Source organism: Tychonema sp. LEGE 06208, from assembly GCF_015207505.1.
Lineage (GTDB): Bacteria > Cyanobacteriota > Cyanobacteriia > Cyanobacteriales > Microcoleaceae > Microcoleus.
This window is the reverse complement of sequence record NZ_JADEWT010000006.1, coordinates 12,330-37,949: the sequence shown is the minus strand read 5'-3', so window position 1 is coordinate 37,949 and position 25,620 is coordinate 12,330. Positions and strand designations below refer to the sequence as shown.

General features: G+C 46.6%; 20 protein-coding genes and 2 pseudogenes. 18 read left to right on the top strand and 4 right to left on the bottom strand.

The features are described 5' to 3' along the window. Nucleotides 1–35 precede the first annotated feature (35 nt). The 13 genes and pseudogenes from IQ263_RS02830 (at nucleotide 36) to IQ263_RS02770 (ending at nucleotide 12,793) form a co-directional block, all read left to right on the top strand. Complete coding sequence (locus IQ263_RS02830) at nucleotides 36–182, top strand: hypothetical protein (protein ID WP_194066080.1); 147 nt, start codon at nucleotides 36–38, stop codon at nucleotides 180–182. A gap of 54 nt (nucleotides 183–236) precedes the next feature. Continuing rightward, on the top strand, nucleotides 237–467 hold the full coding sequence (locus IQ263_RS02825; protein WP_194066079.1) for a hypothetical protein: 231 nt from the start codon (nucleotides 237–239) through the stop codon (nucleotides 465–467). Beyond that, nucleotides 442–729 carry a type II toxin-antitoxin system RelE/ParE family toxin gene (locus IQ263_RS02820; RefSeq protein ID WP_228049753.1) on the top strand — a complete coding sequence of 96 codons (288 nt, stop codon included), beginning with the start codon at nucleotides 442–444 and terminating at the stop codon, nucleotides 727–729. The genes IQ263_RS02825 and IQ263_RS02820 overlap by 26 nt, the downstream gene beginning before the upstream one ends. Nucleotides 730–830: 101 nt before the next feature. Then, nucleotides 831–1,364, top strand: a complete 534-nt coding sequence (locus tag IQ263_RS02815) for an RDD family protein (protein ID WP_194066078.1) — start codon at nucleotides 831–833, stop codon at nucleotides 1,362–1,364. A 38-nt stretch (nucleotides 1,365–1,402) separates the two neighbouring features. Further along, on the top strand, nucleotides 1,403–1,591 hold the full coding sequence (gene rpmG / locus IQ263_RS02810) for a 50S ribosomal protein L33 (RefSeq protein WP_015175916.1): 189 nt from the start codon (nucleotides 1,403–1,405) through the stop codon (nucleotides 1,589–1,591). A gap of 168 nt (nucleotides 1,592–1,759) precedes the next feature. After that, on the top strand, nucleotides 1,760–1,975 hold the full coding sequence (rpsR, locus tag IQ263_RS02805; RefSeq protein ID WP_194010705.1) for a 30S ribosomal protein S18: 216 nt from the start codon (nucleotides 1,760–1,762) through the stop codon (nucleotides 1,973–1,975). A gap of 300 nt (nucleotides 1,976–2,275) precedes the next feature. Then, a complete protein-coding gene (locus tag IQ263_RS02800) occupies nucleotides 2,276–4,282 on the top strand; it encodes an RNB domain-containing ribonuclease (protein WP_194066077.1) in 2,007 nt (668 codons plus the stop codon). Between the two features lie 754 nt (nucleotides 4,283–5,036). Beyond that, a complete protein-coding gene (locus IQ263_RS29700; protein ID WP_370588929.1) occupies nucleotides 5,037–5,243 on the top strand; it encodes a transposase in 207 nt (68 codons plus the stop codon). Between the two features lie 263 nt (nucleotides 5,244–5,506). Next, a pseudogene (locus IQ263_RS02790) lies at nucleotides 5,507–7,492 on the top strand (S8 family peptidase). A gap of 12 nt (nucleotides 7,493–7,504) precedes the next feature. After that, entirely contained in the window at nucleotides 7,505–7,720 is a 216-nt protein-coding gene (locus IQ263_RS02785; RefSeq protein ID WP_194066076.1) for a cyanobactin biosynthesis system PatB/AcyB/McaB family protein, read from the top strand. A 238-nt stretch (nucleotides 7,721–7,958) separates the two neighbouring features. Beyond that, nucleotides 7,959–9,470 carry a LamG-like jellyroll fold domain-containing protein gene (locus tag IQ263_RS02780; RefSeq protein ID WP_194066075.1) on the top strand — a complete coding sequence of 504 codons (1,512 nt, stop codon included), beginning with the start codon at nucleotides 7,959–7,961 and terminating at the stop codon, nucleotides 9,468–9,470. A gap of 303 nt (nucleotides 9,471–9,773) precedes the next feature. Continuing rightward, nucleotides 9,774–9,920 carry an anacyclamide/piricyclamide family prenylated cyclic peptide gene (locus IQ263_RS02775; protein WP_194066074.1) on the top strand — a complete coding sequence of 49 codons (147 nt, stop codon included), beginning with the start codon at nucleotides 9,774–9,776 and terminating at the stop codon, nucleotides 9,918–9,920. A 702-nt stretch (nucleotides 9,921–10,622) separates the two neighbouring features. Next, nucleotides 10,623–12,793, top strand: a pseudogene (locus IQ263_RS02770) (S8 family peptidase). Here the strand turns inward: IQ263_RS02770 and IQ263_RS29130 are convergent. Beyond that, nucleotides 12,753–12,884 carry a hypothetical protein gene (locus IQ263_RS29130; RefSeq protein ID WP_255515802.1) on the bottom strand — a complete coding sequence of 44 codons (132 nt, stop codon included), beginning with the start codon at nucleotides 12,882–12,884 and terminating at the stop codon, nucleotides 12,753–12,755. The pseudogene IQ263_RS02770 and the gene IQ263_RS29130 overlap by 41 nt on opposite strands. Before the next feature lie 1,126 nt (nucleotides 12,885–14,010). Between IQ263_RS29130 and IQ263_RS02765 the strand changes: the two genes are divergently transcribed. The 3 genes from IQ263_RS02765 (at nucleotide 14,011) to IQ263_RS02755 (ending at nucleotide 18,407) form a co-directional block, all read left to right on the top strand. Then, a complete protein-coding gene (locus tag IQ263_RS02765; protein WP_194066073.1) occupies nucleotides 14,011–15,453 on the top strand; it encodes a 1-acyl-sn-glycerol-3-phosphate acyltransferase in 1,443 nt (480 codons plus the stop codon). Between the two features lie 394 nt (nucleotides 15,454–15,847). Further along, nucleotides 15,848–16,741: a sensor histidine kinase gene (locus tag IQ263_RS02760; RefSeq protein WP_194066072.1), complete on the top strand. Its 894-nt coding sequence runs from the start codon at nucleotides 15,848–15,850 to the stop codon at nucleotides 16,739–16,741. Between the two features lie 226 nt (nucleotides 16,742–16,967). Further along, complete coding sequence (locus IQ263_RS02755; RefSeq protein ID WP_194066130.1) at nucleotides 16,968–18,407, top strand: IctB family putative bicarbonate transporter; 1,440 nt, start codon at nucleotides 16,968–16,970, stop codon at nucleotides 18,405–18,407. 474 nt (nucleotides 18,408–18,881) lie between these two features. On the opposite strand, the gene IQ263_RS02750 is transcribed toward IQ263_RS02755, so the two are convergent. From IQ263_RS02750 to smpB, 3 genes are all read right to left on the bottom strand, one after another. Further along, the gene (locus tag IQ263_RS02750; RefSeq protein WP_194066071.1) at nucleotides 18,882–19,112 is read right to left on the bottom strand and encodes an Osc7112_2153 family protein; all 231 of its coding nucleotides are present in this window, start codon (nucleotides 19,110–19,112) and stop codon (nucleotides 18,882–18,884) included. Further along, the gene (locus IQ263_RS02745; RefSeq protein WP_228049752.1) at nucleotides 19,109–19,795 is read right to left on the bottom strand and encodes a tetratricopeptide repeat protein; all 687 of its coding nucleotides are present in this window, start codon (nucleotides 19,793–19,795) and stop codon (nucleotides 19,109–19,111) included. The genes IQ263_RS02750 and IQ263_RS02745 overlap by 4 nt, the downstream gene beginning before the upstream one ends. 780 nt (nucleotides 19,796–20,575) lie before the next feature. Next, nucleotides 20,576–21,043, bottom strand: coding sequence for an SsrA-binding protein SmpB (gene smpB, locus IQ263_RS02740; protein WP_193971280.1), 468 nt, complete (start codon nucleotides 21,041–21,043; stop codon nucleotides 20,576–20,578). A 123-nt stretch (nucleotides 21,044–21,166) separates the two neighbouring features. On the opposite strand from smpB, the gene xrtO reads away from it, so the two are divergent. Both xrtO and IQ263_RS02730 read left to right on the top strand, forming a co-directional pair. Beyond that, nucleotides 21,167–22,723 carry an exosortase O gene (gene xrtO, locus IQ263_RS02735; protein ID WP_228049751.1) on the top strand — a complete coding sequence of 519 codons (1,557 nt, stop codon included), beginning with the start codon at nucleotides 21,167–21,169 and terminating at the stop codon, nucleotides 22,721–22,723. Next, a complete protein-coding gene (locus IQ263_RS02730) occupies nucleotides 22,710–25,577 on the top strand; it encodes a TIGR02921 family PEP-CTERM protein (RefSeq protein ID WP_194066069.1) in 2,868 nt (955 codons plus the stop codon). The genes xrtO and IQ263_RS02730 overlap by 14 nt, the downstream gene beginning before the upstream one ends. Nucleotides 25,578–25,620: the final 43 nt, after the last annotated feature.

Genomic DNA, 25,620 nt, shown 5'->3' with positions numbered 1-25,620 from the left:
TGTGGCAGGGAGACCGATCGTGATGTTAGTGGCTTTTGTCAGTCGGTGCATGGGTGAAGCTGTTTGATTCAGGATCGGGTTTTGGTAGAGAACAAGTTTCTCTGAATTTAGAACTAGATCGAGTTTATGTCGATCGCATTTTGGAATTTATCAACAAAGGCGATAATTATTTGCCTAATTGAGAACGGGTTATTAAAGGTATTGCTAATATCTTGGGGAATTATTAAGGAGGTTAGATGATGACTTTTCAAGAAATTATTGAGTCTATTGAAAGATTGACAATAGAAGATCAGGAGCGTTTATTTGAGTTGATCCGCAAGCGACGGATTGAAAATCGGCGGGCTGAAATTTTGGCTAATGCTCAGGAGGTGATGCAGGCATTTAAGAATGGGACAGCAAAGAGAGGAAGCGTTGATGATTTGATCGCAGATTTACTAGGAGATGATGATGGAAGTTGTCTGGAGTAGTGGATTTAATCGGTCTTTTAGGAAGATTACAAAGAAAAATCCACAATTAAAGGATCAAATTGCTAAGGTTTTAAGGCTGTTGACAGATGATCCATTTATGCCATCTTTGAAGTCTCACAAGTTAGGAGGGGATTTAGCCGGGTTATGGTCTTGTTCTGTTGCTTACGATTGCAGAATAATTTTTAAATTTTCTGACGATGAGGAATTATTAGAAATGGTTATTCTATTGGTGGATATTGGAAGCCATGATGACGTTTATTAATGTAGCTGCGCCTTGACGCTATGCCCTACGGCTGCAAGCCCCTTGATTTGGATTATGATAGAAACAAGACTTACGCATTTCAAAGTAATTCTTTTTGGCCCATGAGTTCCGATTTAGTTCCCTTGCTTCCGAAAGTATCGATAGGCCGTCGCGCTGCTGCTTTCTGCATCGACGCGATCGCAGTTGGGTTGCCCAGCTTGCTTCTCGGCGCAAATCCGATCGTCCAAACCATCTTTTTTTTCCTGCTGTGGATGATCCTGCGCGTACCCATTGTCAGGAAAAACCACGGTCAAAGTCTTGGGCGCTGGGCGTTGGACATGAAAATTATCGATGTTAGACTCGAACGGATTCCCGGAGTGCAGAAACTTTGCAAGCGCGAGGGATTGCTGGGCATTTGCGCCGCCCTAGCCTTTGCGGGTGTAGGCGGGCTCACATCTACCAACGCCGCCGTCTTGCTGCTGATTCTGCCGCTGGCGATCGACTGTAGCACTGCCTTCATCGACACCGCCCGGTTTCCCCAAGCTTTTCACGATCGACTCAGCAAGACGATCGTCATCGGCACCAAGCGCGGCTACTCCCTCGACATCAAAGTTAGAAGATTACTTGACCAAGTGCAGACCAGTGTGAGACGATAATAAATTGTGTTTAAATTAGTCGAAATTTATTTAGAATTATGGCTAAAGGTGTCCGGATCATAATTACTCTAGAGTGTACTGAGTGCCGAACCAACGCGAGCAAACGCTCCAAAGGCGTGTCTCGGTACACCACCACCAAGAACCGTCGCAACACGACGGCGCGGCTGGAACTCAAAAAGTTCTGCCCCCATTGCAACAAGCACACTGCCCACAAAGAGATTAAGTAGTCATTAGTCATTAGTCATTAGTCATCAGTCATCAGTCATCAGTCGTTGGCAATTGACATTGACCCGCGAACAGCAGATAACTAACAAATGCTTTCCTGATGCCTAGCAACTAACGGCTAATAACTAAAAACTAACAGTCAACAGTTAACAGTCAACAAACAAAGAACCATGACTTACTTTCGCCGGCGCGTTTCGCCAATCAAGCCAGGAGACCCGATCGACTACAAAGATGTCGAGTTGCTCAAAAAATACGTCACAGAACGCGGTAAAATACTGCCCCGCCGGATTACCGGTTTGACGGCAAAACAGCAGCGAGATTTGACCAGAAGCATCAAAAGAGCAAGAATTGTAGCTTTGATGCCCTTCGTAAATCAAGAAGGCTAATTCGATTTTGGATTTTAGATTTTAGATTTTGGAAAGATAGGACTTACGCGAAAACAACGTCTTTTTGTCGCAAGCGAAAATCGCTAATCGAGCGCAAGATTGGGTATTTAGTCGGTGGTGCGTAAGTCTTAATCAAAATCTAAAAAGTTAAAAATTAAAGCACAAAAAGCCCAACTTTTTAGATGTTAGTTTTAACAAGAGATGTAAAAAAGATAAACATCCAAAATCTAAAATCCCCGGATCGCAACCAGACAAATAGCAAGAGTGAAATATTCCAATAAAAATTAATAAAGCTGGCAAGTGGAGAAGGGAACGTTAGTAGAATTTAGAGTGCACGGCGATCGCCGTCTGGCAGTTGCCGATCGCCCCGACGGCAAGAAAAACTGGGTAGTGGTAGACGAAAAAGGCCAACCGCACAGCATACCGCCCAAGCAAATTAGCTACGAAGCAGTCGGAGAAAGTTACAAACCCTCCGACATTCCCAAATTTCTTAAAGAAGTAGAAGGTTACTCAGATCCGTCGAGTTTAGAAGTCGCTTGGGAACTCCTAGTGGGCGACGGAGAAAGCACAGATCCCGAATCCCTCGCCATGCTGCTATTTTCCGATCGCACTCCGGCCCAGTGCTACGCAGCATACTGTTTGCTCTCAACAGACAAACTGTATTTCAAACAAAAGGGCGATCGTTACGAACCGCGATCGGCCGCCCAAGTAGCCGAAATCAAACACCAGCAAGAAGTAGAACAGCAGCGACACCAAGAATCCCAAGGATTTTGGGATCGAGTCAAACAGCGGCTGGCTGGGGAAAATGTCGAGTGGATTAATAGCGATCGAACTCGCCTCGACGCCCTAGAACGCTTTGCAACCCTCGGAGAAGAAGCCACGCACCGCACCCCGGCCTTAGAAACTTTAGCCAGCTTAGAACGCTCCGAAAACCCCGAAGCAGCATTTCAACTCCTAGTCGATCTCGGCCTGTGGAGCACCCACGAAAACCTGTTTTTGCGGCGCAGCCAAATTCCCCTACAATTGTCCGCAAAGGTATTAGAAGTGGCCCAAAGCTGCCTAGAAAATCCCCCAACCGACTCGGAGACAAACCGTCTCGACTTAACTCACCTCAAGGTTTACACGATCGACGACGAAAGCACCACCGAAATCGACGACGGACTAAGCTTAGAATTCCTCGAAAACGGCCAGCAACGGCTGTGGATACACATTGCCGATCCCACCAGCTTGCTTTCCCCCGGAGACGAACTCGACCTCGAAGCCAGAAAGCGCACCACTACAGTTTATCTGCCCACCGGCTCGATCCCGATGTTTCCCTCAGCATTGGCCGCCGGGCCGATGAGCTTGGTTCAAGGCAAAGAGTGCAACGCCCTCAGCTTTAGCGTCACCTTAGACGAAATCGGCGCGGCTCAAGATTACAGCATCCACATCAGCAAGATCAAACCAACCTACCGCTTAACCTACGATGATGTAGACGAAATGCTGGAGTTGGGAATCGAAGCAGAACCGGAAATAGGGGCGATCGCCATTGCGGCCAAACTGCGGCAAAAATGGCGCGAAGTCCAAGGCGCAATCAACATTTTCATGCCCGAATCCGTCATTAAAGTCCACGGCGAGGACATCGACATCCACGTCATCGACGAGTCCACAGCCCGAATGCTAGTAGCTGAAATGATGATTTTAGCTGGCGAAGTCGCCGCCCGCTACGGTCAAACTCACAGCCTGCCAATACCCTACCGCTATCAGCCCCAGCCAGAACTCCCCCCCGATGAAGAACTGCTGGCCGTACCCGCAGGCCCCGCCCGCGCTTGCGCCCTGCGCCGCTGTATGCCCCGCAGCGAAATGGGCTTGACCCCCGGACGTCACGCAGGCTTGGGTTTGGAATTGTACGCTCAAGTTACTTCTCCCATCCGCCGCTATACCGACTTGCTGGCTCACTTCCAAATTAAAGCCCACCTGCGGGGCGAACCACTGCCTTTTTCTGCCCAAGAAATACAGGATATTGTGATGTGTCTCGGCACCGCAGTCAGAGAAGCTTCTACCGTCGAACGCCAAACTAACCGCTATTGGGGATTGGAATATTTGCGGCGCAATCCCGATCGAGTTTGGGAAGCTTTAATGCTGCGCTGGCTGAGGGAAGATAGCAATCTCGCATTGATTTTATTGGAAGAATTGGGCTTAGAATTGGCGATGCGATTTGGTCGATCGGTCGAAATTGGCGATCGGCTAGAAGTCAAAGTCACACATTGCGATCCGCGATCGGATGTGATTAACTTCCAAGAAGTGATTCTTGAACCCGCACAATAGGATTTGAGATTTGGGATTGGGGCTTTAAGATGATCTATATCGTCTATTCCTATGTGTCCTCTGCGGTTAAGCAAAAAAATTAGGCATCTATTTATATACAGCAAATTCCACATTTATGAAGTACACCCCGGAGCGATAGATCCCCCTAGGGACACGGCACTGCCGTGTCCCTACAATTCACAAACCTGGGATACGCTGTATAACCCATTTGGCAGCTCTGATGGTGAGCTAAAATCAGAAATAAATGCCCTACGACCGCAGCTTAACTGACTTATAAAAAACACTCGGTAAGCGGAAAACTCTGAGTCTTTAGACCTGAGATGAAAGATTCACGGCGGTTTTAACCGCCGTGAATCTTTCTTAATTCTTAACATTTGAAAAGTATAAAAGGTATTAAAACGGCTTTACAAGTGGAAGTGTCAGTATTGAATTTCTTAAGATATGTGACAAGTTTGGTTTGATCAATGTTTTTGGTGTATATTCATAATAAGTAGAAATTAAATTGATTGCTATTGAGTAACTGGCTGCAAAGTAAGGAAAAATAGCAATCAAGATTAAGTTCAACCCAAAAAAGAATCAAAAGTCTAACTTGGTATCGGTACGCGGGGACTCCGCGAAACCTGGGTTAAAGACCCTAAACGCTTGAGGATCTTGTTCAAATACAAGGATAGCAGCCCACCTTTTTAGGCAACAGGATTGCGCCCAGGAACCCTAGCAATAGGGATATTAAGGCCGGAATGTCTTAAGAATCTGAGTGGCTTTAGCCCTGAGAGTGTCAAAGTGGGAAATCCTTGAGCCCTTACTACCCGAGAAGCAGAAAACTAGACCCCCTGTGCGGACAAAGAGACAAATCTTGGAGGGGATATTTGATCGACTAAAGAATGGCTGTAATTGGTGCGATCTGCCCAGAGACTTGCCCCCCTACTCGACCGTATTCTGGCATGACAAGGAGTGGCGCTAGTCAGGGAATTCTAGACCAGGTAACGCCACTGTATCGGGGCATTACAAACAGTTTGGCGTAAGTTTTGATTAAAAAATTAATAGCTAAAAGACAAAATTTAGGTTTTTTATTGGATGGCGGGGCCACCAGTAAAAAATTTTACAAAATTTAAAATTAAATGTTACAAAACAAAATGTTTGTGAGGACAAAATTACTTATTATATTTTGAAAGCTTCTGTTCTTGAGGCTTGAGACGCTCTAAGCCAAAGGATTTTATAAATTTAATGGCCGATGTAACCCAAATTCCTGGAATTCAAAGCCTTTGGGAAAAAACTGGCGGTGATTCCCAAGTTTGTGTAGCGGTACTAGATGGCTTAGTAGACCGGGATCACGCTTGTTTGGCCGGAGCAAACCTCCAACGGCTACCCACATTGGTGCAGGAAGAACTATCTGCCACCGGTGCCATGTCTCTGCACGGTACCCACGTTGCCAGCATAATCTTCGGGCAACACGGCTCAGAAATACCCGGAATTGCCCCTAAATGCCGGGGATTAATCGTTCCCATCTTTTCCGACAACCGATCTAGGGTGTCTCAGCTAGATATAGCTCGTGCGATCGAAAGTGCTGTCAGCGCGGGCGCTCATATTATCAACATCAGCGGCGGTCAACTGACCGAAATAGGCGAAGCCGAAGGCTGGCTCGAAAGTGCCGTGCAACTGTGCAACGACAACAACGTTTTAATCGTGGCTGCGGCTGGGAACGACGGTTGCAATTGCTTGCACGTACCTGCTGCACTGCCGGCAGTTTTGGCAGTGGGAGCAATGGACGATCGAGGTCAGCCTCTAAATTTTAGTAACTGGGGAAAAACCTACAAGGATCAAGGTATTCTAGCCCCGGGAGAAAACATCCTAGGAGCCAAGCCCGGAGGAGGCACTACCCGACTTAGCGGCACCAGCTTTGCCACCCCCGTTATTTCAGGGGTGGCTGCTTTGTTGCTCAGCCTGCAAATTAAGCAGGGACAAAAGCCCGATCCGAGCAAAGTGCGGGAGGCCATTTTAAAAAGTGCCTTACCCTGCTATGCCGATACAGAAAGTGCAGACCGCTGTCTAGTTGGCAAGCTCAATGTTTTGGGTGCAAGTTATTTAATACAAGGAGGAAAAATGTCAGAGCAATTAGAAGGCGTCGAGGCTGCTGGCTGCGGTTGCGAAGGAATAACTCAAACAGTTTTAGAAGAAACCGTACAAGCCCAACAGCAACTACAAGAAAGCTTAGAAAGCGCACTGCTTTCTTCAACATCTCTCCCACCCACCCCCGAATCTCTACTAACATCCACACAAATTCGTTCATTTAGCAGCCCAAGCAATTCTATTATGAGCAACAACTGATCGACCGGCATCGCCCCCAGCCAAGCACCCAGCGACCTCGAAGATGTCCAGCTTGTCTACGCCTTGGGAACATTGGGTTACGACTTCGGCAGCGAGGCGAGGCGCGACTCGTTCAAGCAACTGATGCCGGCCTATGAAATTGACAATACCGCCGTGCCGGCTAATCCCTACGATGCCCGCCAGATGGCAGACTATCTCGAACAAAACCCCTCAGAGGCGAAGTCTTTAATTTGGACGCTAAACCTGGAACTGACACCCATTTACGCCATTGAGCCGGTCGGAGCTTTTGGCCGCGACGTGTACGGTCTTTTGCAAGAATTTTTGGCAGGCCAAGTAGAGGCGGAAGACAGTGAAGACTATGTGGAACGAGTCAGCATTCCGGGGGTTCTGAGCGGCAAAACCGTTAAACTATTCTCTGGCCAAGTAGTGCCGGTGATCGAACCGCACAACACGCGAGGAATTTACAGTTAGAAAGTTAATACCCTCGTCACCGCCGCTTTAGAAACAGTCCGCGCCACGGCAACAGAAGCAACCGAAGAAACGATGCGACGCACCCTCGGTAGCTTCCTCAACCGGATTTACTACGATTTGCGGAACTTAGGGACAACTTCCCAAGACCGAGCGCTAAATTTTGCTGCTACTAACGCTTTCCAAGCGGCTTCTACCTTCGCCGCAGCAGTGGCAACAGGCATGGAACTCGACAGCATTACGGTAGAAAAAAGCCCGTTCTGCCGGCTTGATAGTGATTGCTGGGATGTGAAATTAAAGTTTTTTGACCCAGAAAATAGCCGCCGTGCTAAGAAAGTTTACCGCTTTACCATTGATGTGAGCGACACGATCCCGGTGACGCTGGGCGAAGTGCGTTCTTGGTCTACTCCTTACTAATTTGGACATATTATGAATCTGCCAAAATTATCACCACCGGTGAAAAGACCAGAACTCATTCACCCCCACCGCTCTGTCGATGTAGTGAATGGTCGGTCAGAAGAGTTGGTTGACATTCGCATCCGATTGATGCACGGGGCAAATTACAATGACCCGGCGCCGTTTGCTTACCGGAGCTATCAACAACTTAAAAGTTCTAGCTGTGGCTGCTGGGGGGGCAGGCGGTAAAAACCACTTTTCTCCTCTTTTTCGCCAAAAATAACGGCTGATTTTTAAACTAAAAAGTTTAGATACAGCGTATTCCAGGTTTGTGAAGTAGGGACACGGCAGTGCCGTGTCCCTACGGGGGGGAAGCTCACGATAGGCGGGTGTACTTCATAAATGTGGAATCTGCGGTATGAAATGGGAAACTTTGCCCGCAGAGCCAATTCATATCTAAACTCTGAAGCCAGCAGGAATCAAAGTGATGACTAATCTCCTAAATAACAGCCGACCAGTTCTGACCTTTGACGGGGTAGAGAGTTATGTTGCCCTCCCCCATATTTCCTGCGATTTAGGCAACAACTTTACGGTAGAAGCTTGGGTGAAAACTAAAACAACTAAGGGGGTGCAAAGGGTATTTTCGGAGCATCCTGCTTGGGGTTTTGGTTTATTTAACAGCCAGCTCCGATTCACGATTTATAAGAGTAAAAATTACAATACTACCTCAGCTAAGCTTGTAGCCGGCACTTGGTTTCATCTAGCGCTGGTGTTTGAAGCTAACAGCAAGCTTCACTTTTACGTCAATGGTGAACTCATGCAGACTTTTGTCGGCAGCCGGCGGCGCAAATCAAGCAGCATTAGTTGGGAAATTGGCAGGAAAAATCCTCAAGGTGCAGAATCTTGGAAGGGTCAACTTTCTGAAGTCCGCATCTGGAATAAATGCCGCATTCAAGCAGAACTTCAAGCTGATATGTCCCGCTGTTTGGCAGGAAATGAACCGGGACTAGCAGGCTATTGGCCTTTAAATGAAGGTACGGGCAATACAGTTTGCGACAAGACTCAAAATGCTAATCACGGGATTGTTCATGAGGCAACTTGGGAGTTGTCTGAGGTTCCCGTTATCCCCGAAGTAATTGAAACACAGGAGATGCTGACTATGACGAATGCAAATGCTCCACAAGAACGCTTGCAAACAGTGCTGAATTTTGACGGCATTGATGACAAGATTGATATTGATTATGCCAAGGAAATCAATCCCGCTACGTTCACCGTTGAGGCGTGGGTGATGTTCATTGGGGGCGACGGATACCGATCGGTATTAATGTCGCGGGATGGGTCGGATGTGAATGGTTGCAAGGGCTATATGTTCTATGCGACTCCCTCGCAGAAATGGGAGTTTTGGCTGGGTAGCGGCGAGGTGGGAGCGAGTTGGATTGTTTTGGGTGGGCGGGATATTGAGATTAATGTTTGGGTACATTTGACGGGGGTGTACGATGGAAAATCTGATACAGCTTATTTCTATGTCAACGGCCAGGAAGTGAGCAAGCGAGAGAATATCAAGTTTAAAGCAAATAGTAAACGTCCCTTCCGTATTGGTGCGGGGAACACGGAGCAACCGGGTTACGGAGATTATTGGTTTAATGGGAAAATTGCCGAGGTTCGTCTGTGGAATAAAGTCCGCACCGCTAAGGAAATTCAATCGAAATTAGTTCACCGTTTAAAAGGCGATGAAACGGGGTTAGTGGGGTATTGGTCGCTGTCAGAAGGGTCGGGGACTTTGGCGCGGGAGAAGGCGAAAAAACCTCAAAATGGCAAGATTTTTGGGGAGGCAGTTTGGGGTCAGTCGTTAATGCCAATTATTGATGCTCCGGACCCGAAGGATCGGTTGTTAAATTCGACGGGTTTGGAAGATTATGGTTACTGGTGGAAGAAGTTGTCTGAGGCGCAAGTAGATAAGCCAAAGGTGCCTTTCCGTCGGGGGAGAATTTGGAGTTAAAAGCAGGCAAAAATTCCATCATTGGAATCACTAAATTAAGCGAAAAGCGGTTAATCTTTAAGAGATTCAGCCGCTGTTTTCCCTGGAAGTTGACAATAAAAACCAGCCAAATAAATAACAAAAAAATGCTTGACGTTTCAAAATTGTGTAGCTATTATTAGTGCAGAGGGATTCCCAAAAAACTATCCCTTTCTAAGTGCTAATCACTAGGCGCTCTGCATTCATTGCAGCCACTAGCCAACGGGAAAAACTAAAAACTTTCCCTACTAATCAAATTGCACGCTTAATTAGGAAATAAAAATCATGAAAAAGAGTCTCAAACCCCAACAAACTGCCCCTGTCGTGCGGACAACTGTAGGTAATAACAACAGCCAAGCTGCTCAAAGCGTCGAGGCGTCCATATTCATCCCTATACCAATTCCTCCTTTTGCGGGCGACGACGCCGAGTAATCGTTTCCATTTTCTCACTCGCCTCAAAAAAGCTCAAAAGTCTTTTTCTACTTCCTTTGGTTCACAATTTACCGCGATGAATTGACGTAAAGTCCTTGTCGTTTCTAGGTTTTTCGATACCGGATATGGGAGGAGTCTCCGAGGGGACTCAGATGACCGCTTTTGACGCCTGGTTGAGGCGAGAGTGAAAACTTTAGTCAGAGAGATGAACCCTGGCAAGCAGGTTACTACCCAGTAGCACTTTGTTGGGGTCTTCTCTTTGGTGTTGTAATTTTGACTAAAGCCTTTGTACTTTCTGGTCTACTTGGCACGGGCGACGTTTTCGGGTAATTATTTAGGAACATATAGAAATATGGATATCTTGTGAATCCTAACAATTTTATAGATAATGGTTGGCACAACAATATGGTTAATAAAAGCCAGACCTATTACAGAAATCAATCAGTATACGGTATACCTCGAAAAAGAAACTCTTGCCGGAAACTTGAAAATTTTAATTTGTAGTATCAAAGGAGTTGAAGGGAAACAAAAGGTGTAACAGTAATGTCAGACTTCTATAAAAAATAATATAAATAATTAGGTTCACTAAAAATGCAACTGTTACAGACTTAACTATAACCAAATTCACTAATTTTCAAAAAATTGAAACTAACTTGAGCCTTACCATTGCACGCTAACATTTAACATCTACTAAAATCTACAATGCCCGACCTCATAGCTATCCCCGGCCTCCCTGAACTCTGGACGCGCACTCTAGGCGACCCTCGCATCACTATTGCCGTCCTAGACGGTTCCGCCGACATGGCCCGCGCCTGCTTCCTTGGGGCCAACTTCAGCCAACTACGCCCCTACTGGCAGGAAGAATCCGAACCCATTGAGCCAGTTTATCTCGATAGATTCAGGACACTAGAAGCCCTGGTAAAAGAAGTCTCACAGCTAGAAAAAGACAACGAAACAGGGGCCCAAGACGCTAAAATTCAAGCCAAAGAAGCAGAAATAGAGGCTTTTAAAAAAACCATCCCCGAACCGATTCTCATACGCCTAGGCTCCGATTTCCACGCCACCCATGTTGCGAGTACACTTTTTGGCCAGCACGGTTCCCCCGTCCCCGGCATGGCTCCAGACTGCACCGGCATCAATATTCCGATCGACATCAGTGGCGAACGCAGCGAATTCATCTCGCCCCTCAACCTTGCGCGCGCCTTCAACTTGGCAATGAAACAAGGGGCAAATATCATCCACTGCGCCGCCTGCCACCCCACCCAAACGGGACTGGCGCACGAACTGATCGCCCGCGCCGTCAAGCAGTGCCAGGATAACGGCATTTTAGTTGTCGCACCTGCTGGTAACGATAAAGGCGAGTGTTGGTGCGTCCCCGCCCTGTTGCCTGGTGTTCTCACAGTGGGAGCGATACGAGATGACGGTCTTCCCTTCCAATTCAGCAATTGGGGGGGTAACTACAACGAGCAAGGCATCATGGCATTTGGAGAAAATATATTAGGGGCGCGGTTGGGAACTGACGAGCCAACGCGGAAAAGAGGCACGAGTTGCGCGGCTCCTATTATTACCGGCGTTTCTGCCCTGTTAATGAGCTTGCAATTGCAGCGAGGCGAAAAGCCGGATGCTGAAGCCGTCCGCGCCGCCATTTTAAACAGCGCCATCCCTTGCGATCCTGAAGAAGTAGAAGAACCAGAGCGCTGTTTGCACGGAAAACTCAACATTCCGGGTGCGGTGAGGTTGCTGACAGGGGAACCGCTAAGGGCTGTTGTCGCCTCTGGCAGCGATCGTACAGATTTTGTAGAACCTCTGGGCCAAGTCTTCTCTCTTTCCCCAATCGGGGCGACGGCGACGGAATTTTCCCGACCATTGAAGGGTGAAAACTCCTTTGCCAGCAAGCAAGAGGGGGTTTTAGCTCAGTCTCAACCCCTCCTTGCTTCCACCACTCTGGAAACCCGTCCCTCAGAAATTGCCACTATGTCGAGCACTCCTGTCACCGCCAGCCAAGCTGCCGGCACCGTCACCGCCAGCATTCCATCAAACCTAGTTTATGCCTTGGGAACCCTCGGCTACGACTTCGGCAGCGAAGCGCGGCGCGATACCTTCAAACAACTGATGCCGGCCTATGAAATTGACGGCACCGCAGTCCCCGCTAATCCCTACGATGCTCGCCAGATGGTTGATTATCTGGAACAAAACCCCTCGGAAGGGAAAGCTTTAATTTGGACGCTGAATCTGGAATTAACGCCGGTTTATGCCATTGAACCGAAAGGGCCTTTTGGGGCGGATGTGTATGAAACTCTCCAGTTAATGTTAGCCGGACAGGTGCTTGCCGAAGATAGCGAAGATTTTATTGAGCGGGTGAGTATACCCGGGAGATTGAGCGATCGCACGGTGGAGCTATTTTCTGGCCAAATAGTACCAGTAATTACTGTTCAAAATACCCGAGGAATGTATGGCTGGCGAGTCAATAGCCTGATCGCCGCAGCTTTGGAAACGGTGCGCGACTCTGACAGCGATACGAACTCCGAAGCGATCGGGCGTTCTTTAACTAGCTTCCTGCACCGCATCTATTTTGACTTGCGAAATTTAGGCCAAACAGCGCACGATCGCGCCCTCAATTTCGCTGCAACCAACGCCTTCCAAGCTGCCTCCACCTTTGCAGAAGCGGTTGCTAGGGGGATGGAACTCGACAGGATTGAAGTGGAAAAAGCCCTTTCTGCCGTCTGGATAGCGACTGTTGGGATGTGAAATTGAAGTTTTTTGACCCAGAAAACAGCAGTCGGGCCAAGAAAGTTTTCCGGTTCACTATTGACGTGAGAGATCCCATGCCCGTTACTTTGGGTGAAGTGCGATCGTGGTCTGTGCCGAAGTAAGCTGGAGGCGTGATGTGATATCAATTCCGGCTGCACCGGAATGATAAGCGAGGACACGGCAGTGCCGGAATGATAAGCGAGGACACGGCACTGCCGTGTCCCTACCACGATCGATTGTAGGGACACGGCACTGCCGTGTCCTCCGTTTATATCATTCCGATGCTAACGGAATTGATATGAGGCTGCAAAAAATATCGCCTCTTGCCGCCCCTACAAACTCCCATTCCTCTAGCCTCGATCCTTCTACTACAGCCATTGTTTAGTCGATCGAATATCCCCTCCCAGATTTGTCTCTTTGTCCGCACAGGGGGTCTAGTTTTCTGCTTCTGGGGTAGTAATGGCTCATTGACATCCACCCCGACCTGAAGGTACGGGGATTCCCAAACCTCACGATTTGAATTTCTGCTTCTTCGCAACTGCCTCCACCCTAAAAGAGATTTGGTCTTATGTTCGCTCCACAGACTAACCCCGCAAGCCCTGCGGTTTTTACGTATCGAATACCAAACGGAATTCTTCGTAGTTTTGATTCTAGGGATGTTTACCATTGCCCTATCCTCTTTTCCCGGTCTACCGATTTTGCTTCGCCGCCAGCACAAGGCTGAACTTCGCTCGTATAGGCTGTTTGATCCATCGTCTCGGGTGGGTCGTTGACCAATTATATTGTAATATAAAGCCGTCCTAAAAGGACGAGGTTTCTACCCAATTTTCTGATGATTTTCCACTATGAGTCAGTTAAGCTGCTGCCCTACGGCATTTCTTTCTGATTTTAGCTCACCATCACAGATCCCAAATGGGTTATACAGCGTATTCCAGGTTTATTGAAGTAGGGACACGGCAGTGCCGTGTCCCTACGGCGACATAGATCGATAGGCGGGTGTCCTTCATAAACGTGGAATCTGCTGTATCTGAGCTGTTGCACCAATATCAATAAGGAGCTTTTTGGTGGGTGGGGGCGGGTTTATTTAACCTGTTTGCAACATGAGAAGGCTGTTGATGAACCCGCCCTTATAGCTTGCCCTCGAATGGTGCAAGATATCAGTTATATAAAACTTATGCAGAAACGGGGGTTTTTTACCAAAATATGTCGTTGCAGCCGCGGCTATAGGGTAAAAAACCTGTTTTTTTACTCCTTCTGCGTAAGTCCTGATAGAGTAGAAAACCAGTAAAAATTTCCAATTCTTACTGCAGTCTAGAAATCTCCAATCTCAAATCCCCAAATGCCGAATTCAATTAGCCAAGTTCAGCCACCGCTAGAATTCATCCCCCCAGCCTATAACCCCCTAGTAATGCTTGGCTGCCAACAAATACTCCCCTGCTGGCTGCGATTTCGGACGAATATCAGCCACATTCAAGCCGAAAACGTCGAAACCCTCGCCGAACTATTCCACCAATTTCAAAATCAGAAAGTTCGCTTCCTGCTAGCCTTCCGCCACCCCAACTCCGACGATCCCTACTGTTTGGGACAACTAATTTGGAAACTCGTACCCCAAACAGCGCGCGCCAAAGGCATTCCCCTACAATTCCCGGTACATTCCCACTTTATCTACGATCGCGGAATTCCCCTCTGGGCCGGTGCTGGAGTCGGCTGGCTGTATTCTCGCCTCGGCGGTACTCCGATCGTTCGCGGTAAAATCGATCGCGCCGGATTGCGATCGGCCCGCGATTTATTCGCCAACAGCCAATTTCCCATCGCCGCCGCCCCAGAAGGCGCTACCAACGGCCACAATGAAATAGTTAGCCCCCTCGAACCGGGAATCGCTCAAATGGGCTTCTGGTGCGTTGAAGATTTGTTCAAAGCCGGACGTACTGAGGAAAAAGTGTTAATTGTGCCGATCGGCATTCAATACCGCTATGTCAACCCGCCTTGGGAACCCCTAGAAAAACTTTTAACTCAATTAGAAATAGATTGCGGACTCCCACCCTTAGACCGCACCAACACCGCCAATTTAGAGGCAGAAAATTTCGATCCCGAAGAGGAAAATTACAAATTTCAATATCTGCGCCTGATTCGACTTGGCAGCCACTTGTTAACAGTAATGTCCGAGTTTTACAGCCGTTTTTATCATAAAAAAATACAGCCAACGACCTCTATTTTAACATCATTATCGCTACCAGATACAACTGCCAACGATTCGGGCAATGAAGTGATGGTTGCTCGACTGACAGCACTGTTAGACGTGGCTTTGCAAGTAGCAGAAGAATATTTTAACTTAAAGCCCAAAGGTAGTTTGATAGACCGCTGTCGCCGTCTGGAACAAGCAGGCTGGGACTATATCTATCGAGAAGATATCAAAGATATTGCAGCACTTTGTCCCTTAGAAAGAGGATTAGCCGATCGCCTCGCCGAAGAAGCAAGTCTGCGGATGTGGCACATGAGACTTGTCGAAAGTTTCGTCTCCGTTACCGGCAGGTACGTCCAAGAAAAACTGACTGCAGAACGTTTGGCAGAAACAACTTTACTGCTGTGGGATGTACTGACTCGCATCAAAGGCGGAAATCCTTTCGGGCGACCTTCTTTGGGCAAACAGCAGGTGCAAATGACCGTGGGCGAACCCCTCTCAGTGGGCGATCGCTGGCAGGGATATCAAAAGGGCCGCCGGTTAGCAGTTGCCGAACTCACTCAAGATTTGCAATCAGCTTTAGAAGCAATGATTAATTAGTCAGTAGTCAGTAGTCAGTAGTTAGTAGTTATTGGTTATTGGTTATTGGTTGTTGGTTATTGGTTATTGGTTATTGGTTATTGGTTGTTGGTTATTGGTTATTGGTTATTGGTTACTTGCTACGAATTCCCAATTTCCCATTCTCAATTCCTAACAACTAACAAACAATAACTAACAAACAATAACTAACAACTAACAACTAACAACTAACAAACAACAACTAACAACTAACAGTCAACAGTCAGCAGCCAACAGCCAACAGCCAACAGTTAACAGTCAACAGTCATCAGTTAACTAAAGTCTGCAACTGCCAACAAGTTGTTATAGACTTGAGAAAGAGGTATAATGAACCACTAATAATCAACGAGCCATAATAAAACCAAAAAAATCACCGATGAATAACAAACCTATCGATTTGTTGACTAACTCAATCAAGGTAAAACTGCTGAATCATTTAGCGCAGGAATTGCTCACCCCACTCACTTCTGTCATCGGCATGGCGAGCGTGTTGAGCCAAGAAATTTACGGGCCGTTGACGAGCAAGCAAAAAGAATATATCGACGTGATTCAAGACAGCAGTCGGTGTTTGCGATCGCTAGTTGAAGAAATTTTGGAACTAGCAAATCTCGATGAATCGGCTTTCACCTTGAAGCGAGTCGCAGTCGATATAGAAGGTTTGTGTCAGCAAGTTGTGACAACCCTGTCGCCGGCGGCAAGTAGGCGAGAGCAAGAAATTAATTTCACCATCGGGCCCGGGCCGCGCATCTGGTTGGCAGATAAGGATAAGGTTCAGCAAATGCTGCACCACTTAATTTTTAGCATTATTCAATCGGCTGGGGCAGGCAGCGTGATTCGAGTCCACGTTTCTCGGAAAGAAGACGGTATCAACATCGGAGTTTGGGTTTTTCATCCTTGGTTGGGAGAAAGTTTGCCCCATGCTAAACTCTACTCCGACTACTTGTTGAAGGCCACAGCAGGTAGCGGTTGGCGATCGAACTCCGAAACCTCTTCCCCGGAACTCGAACCGCAACTGACGACACAGATACAGAGTGCCCAGCGGTTAACGCTGGCGTTTTCTGAGTTGGCGGCTTTGGTGGCCGAGAATGCCGCGGATACCGCACCGGTGTTAGCTGGTTACGGGGCTAGGGAACGATTGGGGCTGCTGCTTTGCTGCCAGTTGGTGGAAATTCAAGGCGGCCAACTCTCGATTCAAGGCACCCCGGAATCTGGATATCGCTACGTGCTCTGGCTCCCCTGCACTAATGCTACGGAGTTGTTGGAAGGGTGAAGTCAGTTGGCAGTTGGTAGTTGGTAGTTGGCAGTTGTTAGTTGGCAGTTGTTAGTTGGCAGTTGTTAGTTGGCAGTTGTTAATTGTTAGTTGGCAGTTGGCAGTTGGCAGGAAAACAGTTGTTAACAGTCAACAGTTAACAGTTAACAGCTAACAATTCCCTAATGACTAATGACCAATGACTAATGACCAATGACTAATGACTAATTACAAATCTAAAATAGAAATGAATTCAGTTTGGCAACAGTTAAGTCTGGCAAATTTGCCGCTCTCTCAGTGGCAAAAGGGCAGTTATTTATTGAATTGGGCGATCGGCAATGCGCGCAGTTGGCGAGAAAGTAGCTGGCTGATGCAGTGGGCGGAGCCTCTGGGTTTTGGTTTGCTGGCCTTGACGTTCAGTATGGGCCCGTTGGTGAACAATGCCTTGGTGGGGCTGTTGATGGCTGCTGGTGCAGCATTTTGGGTGCTGCTCACTGTTTCTGACGATCGCGCGATCGCCCTCACACCCATTCACTTGCTGGTACTGCTGTACTGGGGTATTGCCACCGTCGCCACCGCCATGTCGCCGGTGAAAGCCGCCGCTTTTGTCGGTTGGGGCAAGCTAACGCTGTATTTGCTGTTTTTTGCCCTCATGGCGCGGATATTGCGAGACCCCCGCCTGCGTTCCTGGTTGATTGCAGTATATTTAAATGTCGCTCTAGTAGTCAGTTTCTACGGCGTGCGGCAGTGGATCGATCAAGTGCCACCATTAGCTACTTGGAACGATCCGACATCAACTCAAGCCGATCTCACGCGAGTTTACAGCTTTTTGGGCAATCCAAATTTGCTCGGTTCCTATTTACTGCCAGCAATTGCCTTAAGCGCCGCCGCACTTTTTGTGTGGAAAGGATGGGGAACAAAACTGTTAGCCTTGACGATGCTGGTGGTGAATTGCGCGTGTTTGCGCTACACCGACAGCCGGGGTGCTTGGATCGGTTTTGTGGCTCTGCTTGTCGTGTTTTTAGTGCTGCTTTGGTACTGGTACAGCCCTTCTATGCCTCGGTTCTGGCGCACTTGGGCGCTGCCGTTAGGGTTGGGAGGTTTGGCTGGTGCGTTAATTTTGGGAGTGCTTTTGGTGGCGCCGTTGCGCGATCGAGTTTCGAGTATGTTTGTCGGCCGCGGCGACAGCAGCAACAATTTTCGGATTAATGTTTGGAATGCGGTGATTGACATGATTCGCGATCGGCCAATTCTCGGAATTGGCCCCGGAAATACTGCCTTTAATAAAGTTTATCCGCTTTATATGAAGCCGAAATTCACTGCTTTGAGCGCTTATTCCGTGCTGCTGGAAATTGCCGTAGAAACAGGCTTTATCGGTTTAATGTCTTTCCTGTGGCTGATGACTGTCACCGTCAATCAAGGTTTGTTGCAGATCAAAAAATTGCGCGACGCGCAATTTAATATCTCTAATTTAGAGGAAGCGTCCCCAAATCTTAAATCGAATCAAGGGTTTTGGTTGATTGCGGCGATCGCAACTTTAACCGGCATGATGGCCCACGGTTTTGTCGATACCGTTTGGTACAGACCAGAAGTTAATATGCTGTGGTGGTTGATGGTGGCGATCGTTGCTAGTTTTTACAGGAACTCGCAGGAGCAGCAAAATTCAGCTTTGACAGACAGCGAGTAGATAAAAATGCTGGCACAGAACATCTGTTCTTTTGCAAAAAGCATTTGTTTCTTTTAGTGCTTTCCCCGAAGCTCGCCGGTTGCAGGAGCTCTTCGAGCTTTTGATATCATCTCCGGTAAATTACCATCACAAAAACGGATCGCGCGTGCGATCCAATTTTATTGTTATCAATCGACCGGACATGATATTATATCAAATCCGGTTGTATTCCTTATGATGTTAACAGTCAACAGTCAACAGTCAACAGTCAACAGTCAACAGTCAACAGTTAACAGTCAACAGTCAACAGTCAACGCTTGAATTTACTATTCCGATGAAGAGAGGAAACGATATTACTTGATGGCTGTACGAACACAGCCACGATCGATAGTAGGGTGCGCGCTGCACGCACCCTACATAAAATTACTACATACTACATACCTGCAAATGTAAAGTGCTGGTGTCACACCCTACAAAATTTATGGAAAATAACTTTTATTCTGCGCTCTCCGAAGGCATGACGAATCTCGGACACGGATAATTTCCACCATCTCTATCTCTGCAACGCCGCCACGTTGACTGATTCGAGCTGAACGGCGTTTCGGATGATTCATTAACTGTAGATTGAACAGTTGCAGGAGTGGGCTGTGCTTTTGAGGCTTGACTGAACTGCAATACTGTGATAATTGCCAGTATGGTTGATGAAAGCAAAAATGTGCGTTTCATTTATTTGTTTTTTCCTCTTTTAATCGTTGACGTGCCATTCCTATCCATATATCCTCATCGAACTCTTGAGAATCCGCATACTTTAGACAAATTTTCCACTGCGGTAGCGCTTCCTTCGTTTTTTTCATCCCTTCTAGGACTTGCGCTTTCAGGCAATAAGTTGCTGGGCCTTCACTATCAAGCTTAATGGCTGCATCCAGATGTTGCAATGCTTCTGAATATCGAGCCTGTTTCAGCCGCGCCCATCCCAAATTTTTAAGTAAAGAATATTTAACTCGATCGTCCTCAGCTACTTTCAAACCTTGCCACAGCAAGTGAACCGCAGCAGCATAGTTTTTATTCTCAAGAATATATAACCTCGCCAAATTGCTGTAAGCAGCAGGCAGACCTAGTTTGGCAGCTTGCAGATATTTTCCTCGGGCGCATTGCAAATCTTGCACCTCTTCGCAAAGCCATCCCAAATTGTAAAGAGCCGCGCGGCTTTTGGGGTCTACAACGAGCGCCAACTCATAGGCTTGTTGAGTATCGGCCAATCGATTGGCTTTGTAGTTTTCCAAGCCTCTATTATTAAACAGTGATGCGAGTTCCGGCAACCCAAATTGCCAACCACCAAAACCTACTGTTAGGATGAGCAGGAAGGCCGCCCACTTGGACTGGTGATACTTTTTCCCTGGCTGTTTCATGACATTAAAAATATTAGCTAATGGTGTCGTTTTTGGCAAATTTTCACTGTTAGTTAAGTGATAATTTGTTTGCCGTATTTAATTGCCACCCTCATGACATCATCATCTTACGAATTGACTTAGACCTGAGCCTATTTCTCATTTCTGGTTTGCAACTCCACAGCCGAATGCTTGGGTAATGCTGCCAGTACCTAGATGTATTCGAGCATAGGTTAATTCTTCGCGGGGTTCGAACACCTATCCGGATAGTTTCAGAAAAAAGCCAGAAAAAAGCTGCAAGCCCTCAGCTTGAAAGGAGAAAGAGCCTTGACTGCTACGGATGTTGTGAGTAATAATACTTAGTTGTGGGGCGATCGACAATAGACTGATTGCATATAGCCGAGTCTCAGAAAGATGAGATACTATCCTGTATAGGGCATAGGGCATGGGGCATAGGGCATAGGCCAAACCGGGCTATCCTCACCACGCTTGAGAACCGCTATAAATCTTCCATCGATCGGAAAACCGCAGATGTATTTTAATAACAGAAAGAGAATGAAGAGCAATTCAAATCTAATGATTAATCGCTAATCACTAGACTGGAGTTGTACTCAAATCAAACACAGATAACATGGAATTATCTGCATCCGTCAGTGTTTATCTGCCTGAAATCTGTGGTTAACAAAGCGAATATTTATGTAACTCAAGTCTACTAATTACTAACAAAAATAAACGATAACTCATGTAGATAGGACTCGAAAAGCCTGTTCTTTACAGGCTTTGAGAATATTCGTCCAATCACTAAAATTGCTTGATTGCGCGTTCCATATCCCGCTTGTCTTCGCGTTTCTTCAAATCTTCGCGCTTGTCATACAATTTTTTACCTTTACCCAAACCGATATCGAGTTTAACCCAGCCGCCTTTCAAATACATTTTTAACGGCACTAAAGTCAAACCTTTTTCTTCCACTTTCCCAATTAGTTTACGAATTTCCTGCTTGTGCATCAGCAATTTGCGAGTGCGTCTTGGTTCGTGATTAAAATAGTTGCTAGCACTTCTCCAAGGCGAAATATGAACGTTGATCAGCCACAGTTCGCCGTTCCGAACTAAGCCGTATCCGTCCCGCAAATTCGCTTTTCCTTCCCGAATAGATTTAACTTCGGTTCCTTTCAACTCGATGCCCACCTGATAGGTCTCTATAATTTCATAGAGATGCCGCGCTTGTCGGTTATCGCTAACAATTTTGTATCCCGGACTTTTTTCGCTCATTTTTACCTCCGCTGAAATTATTATAACGCTAGCTTGTCTGTAGAAAAAATAAAAGCTTGACAAAACTTAAATTTCAGGTCTAGGCATTACCAATGTTGCTGAGCTAAGATGTCACCAACGTGAATGTCAAGCGGTATCATGCAGCGCACCAATATTCCAGATTCTGGAATTCCAGATTCTGTTACTCCTTATCCTGCGGTTAATTTGGTTTGGTTAGCTCCTTTTTTACTGTCGCTCACTTGGTTTTTTGCCAATATCTCGGCAGTTAAATGGCTGTTATCCTCGTTTGTTGAGATACCGACACTGTACAAGATAGTAATTAGTTTTCTGATTGTAGCATTAGTAGTGCGATCGCTCATTTCGGGAACTCGCCCGCCCGCATTGTCCCCCAAATTCGTTGTGAGGCGCTATCCGCTGGTATTAATGTTGGGTGCGAGCGTTTGCTCGATCGCCGCAGGGTGCATAATAGACATCAAACAAATTACCATCCTGCTATTTATCCTCGGAACCTACGGGCTGTACGGCTTAATGGTAGAGCCGAACTTTTGGCGAAAAAACCTGCCAATCGCGGGGCTGCTAGCTTGTATTTTACCATTCAACACTCAGCTCAATAACGGATTGGGTTTGCCGGCGCGAGTGCTGACAGCTCAGGTAGTAGAAAAATTGCTATCGGTTTTCCAAATCGGGGCTATTTCTTCCTACGATATCATCGTCTTAGAAAACGGCATCGCTCAAGTAGACGTACCTTGCAGCGGCATTAAAACCCTCTTAGTAGGGACACTATTTTTGCTAGCTGCTACCTGGTTAGAAAGCCGTCAATTGGGTTTTAAATGGCTCGCAGTATGCGCCGTCAACTTCATAATGTTAGTTTCGGCTAACGCTTTGCGGGTAGTCGTATTAGTATTAGTTGCCCAAGTTTTTCAACAGCCAATTTATGCCGAAATCCTGCACGTACCCCTGGGAATAGTCGGTTTAGTTAGCGCTTGTTTTGTGAGTTGGTTGATGCTGCAAAAAATACCAAAAATTTCCGCAGCCAAACAAATTAATCTTGAGTCGCAACCAGATGCAGAAATCCTCAAAAATCAGCCCTTAGCAAAAGCCGGACTAATTGCGGCCGTCGCTGTGTTGGCAGCAATTTCTCAATTCTATCATGTAGAAAGCGAACAAGTAGCGATCGCCCCCCTGAAATTTCCCGAACAAATCATATCCGAACCAATCCCCCTGAATCCCAGCGAACAAAAATTCTTCGGCAATTACCCAGACACCAAAACAGAAAAAAAGAGATTTATCTCCGGTAACTTGCGCGGTTCCATGCTAACCGTAGCCAGCACATCCTGGCAGACTTATCACGCACCAGAGTTGTGCTTTATCGCCAGCGGCATCCCCGTCAACCGCATAGAAAGAAAACAGCTAACTCCTGCCATCGCAGCCCGCTGGCTGTCTGTCAAAGACAACCAACTATCTGCCACCTACTGGCTACAATCTTCCGAGCAAACAACCGATAATTTCTTAGAGCGAATCCGCCGCGACATCAACCACAAAAATCATACTTGGGTGCTTGTGTCAATTCTTTTTGACAATTCCGTAAACCCCAAAAGTTCCGAAGTCCAATCTTTTGCTAAAAACGTACATAACACCGTTAATTATAGCTTAAAAACAGCAAAAAATGAAAAAAATTAAGCTGGCATTGAACATAATTTTTCAGTTAATATTTTGGCTGTGGAACCTGACGTTTTTGTCAATTGTTTATCTGGGAATTTTGCCCTACCTGGGAATCCCGTTAATCCAAGCCACAATAGACGGAATTATCCCCCTGGAATTTTCCTTAACCTTAACAGCACTAATAGCCGTACCGACAGTATTTACAACCATCGGATTCAACAAGCGTTTTAGCAACCAACCATTGCAGCTAATGCGTCTTTTTTACGGCGTAGAAGCGCCCTTATTTTTGCTCTGCTTAATCAGGTTATTTCTGCTGCGGGAACTAAATCCACCTAGCTCTCAAATTATTGGGACAATAGGATTGTGTATAGCAGGATTTTTAGTAGAAATCTTCTACGGATATTTAGGAAAAATAGAAAATATTCAAGATGTTGCAACATCTCAAGATGCTGAAAGCAAACCGCAACCTGTGAGTGGATTAATTGGCAACAAACAAATTGCCTGGATACAGTTAGGAGTTCACAGCTTAATGTTGCTAGTTGGCATTTGGGCAGCCGCATTGCTGATGTTTTACGCACTGCCTGTCGCAATTGTGATAATAGTTGGATTTTTTAGTTTTGCTTGGGTGACACCACTGATTGAATCTTTCAAGTACAGTTCATTTGAAATAATTTGGTGGCTGCCATTATCCTTAATCTTGTTTGGTTTTACCTCCAGCTTATTCGTAGTAATGCCTTCGCTTTACGGCTTTCTCTACATCCAATCTGCCCGCAAAATATTAAAGAGTTTTGCTTCGCAATACGGAAAAAATCAAGCAATCGCGGGCAGCTTGGGAGTTATGGCAGCTTGGTTGGCTATTTTCGCAGCTTTGCAGCAGCAGCCGCAAATTCAAGCAATGAAAATTCTGGAAACTCCCGCAGCTAATGAGACGGCGCGTCAAACTTTATTAGCCAAGTCTGATATGATTCGATCGGGCTTAGTTAACGCCTATTTGTCTCCTTACCGCTACCTGAGCACTGTGGGAGAAAATGACCACATTTACTCGCTGTACAAAAATACTTTAAATCTGCCTGACCAAGCAGCTAAAAGCGTACAGAACAGCTATAATATTTTAATGTCGTCGTTTTTGTATCAAGGCTCCGGTTCCGATGTCAAAAAAGCCGAAAAACTTTACGCTGGATTCTTCGATACTGAAATTCAAAAAGGTGACACAGAAGCAGTAAAACACGCGGTGCAGTCAACATCTAACCGGGAAGAAGCTAAGGCTGGTTTGTTGAATGTCAATGAGGAAAAAGTATGGTTGGATTCCCAAGAAGTTACAGTCAAAGAAAACGGCGATTGGGCTGACGTTCAAATCTACGAAGTTTACAAAAATCAAACGCCCAACTTGCAAGAAGTATTTTATTACTTTTCTCTGCCGGAAAGCGCCGCAGTTACAGGAGTTTGGCTGGGCGATACTGGGGATTTGCAAAAGCGTTTTGCTTTTACTGTGTCGCCCAGAGGTGCCGCCCAACAAGTTTACAACCAGCAGGTAGTAGAAAGGGTAGATCCGGCTTTGCTCGAACAAATTGGCCCGAAACAATATCGCTTGCGAGCTTTTCCTGTTCCGCCTAAACGAGAGTTTGCACCTACTAATGGGCCGACGGAAATGCACTTGTGGCTGACTTACAAAGTCCTGCGACAAGCCCAGGGTTGGGCGATGCCGAGTTTAGCGGAAAAACGCAATATTTTTTGGAATCAAAATACTCGCCGAGTTATCGCTGGAAAGGAGATTAAATACAAGGGTAAGGAGGCAAAAGAAACTTGGCTTCCAGCATTTTTACCCGCAGTTGCAACGCCAAAAACAATACCGTATTTAGCGAATTTACCAGGCCAAAATACTGTTTCGGCTCAGCCGCTGATTGAGATAAATTACTTTTTGCCAAACGTTAAAAAGTTGGCTTTGGTGCTGGATACTTCTCGGAGTATGGCGGCAGAAAGTCAAGAACTTAAGGAGACTTTTGATTGGTTAAAAAAGAATGTTTTAGCTACAAACAGTGTGGATTTATATGTGTCGAGTGCGGCGGGGATGCCGCCGAGGTTGGTGGAAAATCTACGCAGTTTTGATGTAGGAAAGTTGACGTTTTATGGTACTGTCCAACCTAAGGATATTCTGCAACAGTTTGCACAGTTGCGCGGCAATAGAAGTTATGATACTGTATTCTTGGTGAGCGATCGCCACAGTTACGAGTTATCGGACGATCGCAAAACCAGCGTTTCCCTAGCTGCACCTTTATGGACAGTGCATTTAGGAGGTTTGCCCCCTGGCTATGACGACGCTACTTTAAAGGTGATTCAAGATAGCGGCGGCGGAGTTTCTACCGATATCAAAGAAGCAATGCAGCGAGTGGCGACGATGGCAGCGTCGGGGAAATCTGTAGTTAATGTTGTTGATGGTTATGCTTGGAGTTATGCCAAAACTCCGAAGGTGGCTGCAGGGGTTCCGAAAATAACTAATGATGAAAATGAAGGTTTTAAACCGATAGCGGCGCGACAGTTGATAACGGCACTCAGCAAGCAGAAAACTGCTAATCAATTGACTCAATTGGATGCGATGCACTCGCTTGCTAAAACTTTTAAAGTCGTCACGCCCTATTCTTCGATGATTGTGTTAGTTAATGACGAGCAAAGGGCGCAGCTAAAGGCGGCGGAAGGTAAAAACGATCGATTTGAACGCGAGGTAGAATCGGGTAAGGAGGAGTTGACTAAACCTAGCAATCCTTTGAATGTTTCTGGGGTTCCTGAACCGGAAGAATGGCTGCTTTTGATCGTTGGGGCGATCGGGCTTTTGGCGATTTTCCTCCGTCAGCGTCGCGCAAAAACGGTAAGTTGAAAAGCGCGCGCCCTGACTCAGAAACCGGGTTTCTTCCTCAATC

Excerpts from the sequence above, each read along its gene's own strand:
- IQ263_RS02825 (WP_194066079.1), top strand. The coding sequence starts at position 237 with ATGATGACTTTTCAAGAAATTATTGAGTCTATTGAAAGATTGACAATA.
- IQ263_RS02820 (WP_228049753.1), top strand. The coding sequence starts at position 442 with ATGATGATGGAAGTTGTCTGGAGTAGTGGATTTAATCGGTCTTTTAGG.
- IQ263_RS02815 (WP_194066078.1), top strand. The coding sequence starts at position 831 with ATGAGTTCCGATTTAGTTCCCTTGCTTCCGAAAGTATCGATAGGCCGT.
- rpmG (WP_015175916.1), top strand. The coding sequence starts at position 1,403 with ATGGCTAAAGGTGTCCGGATCATAATTACTCTAGAGTGTACTGAGTGC.
- rpsR (WP_194010705.1), top strand. The coding sequence starts at position 1,760 with ATGACTTACTTTCGCCGGCGCGTTTCGCCAATCAAGCCAGGAGACCCG.
- IQ263_RS02785 (WP_194066076.1), top strand. The coding sequence starts at position 7,505 with ATGAATCTGCCAAAATTATCACCACCGGTGAAAAGACCAGAACTCATT.
- IQ263_RS02780 (WP_194066075.1), top strand. The coding sequence starts at position 7,959 with ATGACTAATCTCCTAAATAACAGCCGACCAGTTCTGACCTTTGACGGG.
- IQ263_RS02775 (WP_194066074.1), top strand. The coding sequence starts at position 9,774 with ATGAAAAAGAGTCTCAAACCCCAACAAACTGCCCCTGTCGTGCGGACA.
- IQ263_RS02765 (WP_194066073.1), top strand. The coding sequence starts at position 14,011 with ATGCCGAATTCAATTAGCCAAGTTCAGCCACCGCTAGAATTCATCCCC.
- IQ263_RS02760 (WP_194066072.1), top strand. The coding sequence starts at position 15,848 with ATGAATAACAAACCTATCGATTTGTTGACTAACTCAATCAAGGTAAAA.
- IQ263_RS02755 (WP_194066130.1), top strand. The coding sequence starts at position 16,968 with ATGAATTCAGTTTGGCAACAGTTAAGTCTGGCAAATTTGCCGCTCTCT.
- IQ263_RS02750 (WP_194066071.1), bottom strand. The coding sequence starts at position 19,112 with ATGAAACGCACATTTTTGCTTTCATCAACCATACTGGCAATTATCACA.
- IQ263_RS02745 (WP_228049752.1), bottom strand. The coding sequence starts at position 19,795 with ATGAAACAGCCAGGGAAAAAGTATCACCAGTCCAAGTGGGCGGCCTTC.
- smpB (WP_193971280.1), bottom strand. The coding sequence starts at position 21,043 with ATGAGCGAAAAAAGTCCGGGATACAAAATTGTTAGCGATAACCGACAA.
- xrtO (WP_228049751.1), top strand. The coding sequence starts at position 21,167 with ATGTCAAGCGGTATCATGCAGCGCACCAATATTCCAGATTCTGGAATT.
- IQ263_RS02730 (WP_194066069.1), top strand. The coding sequence starts at position 22,710 with ATGAAAAAAATTAAGCTGGCATTGAACATAATTTTTCAGTTAATATTT.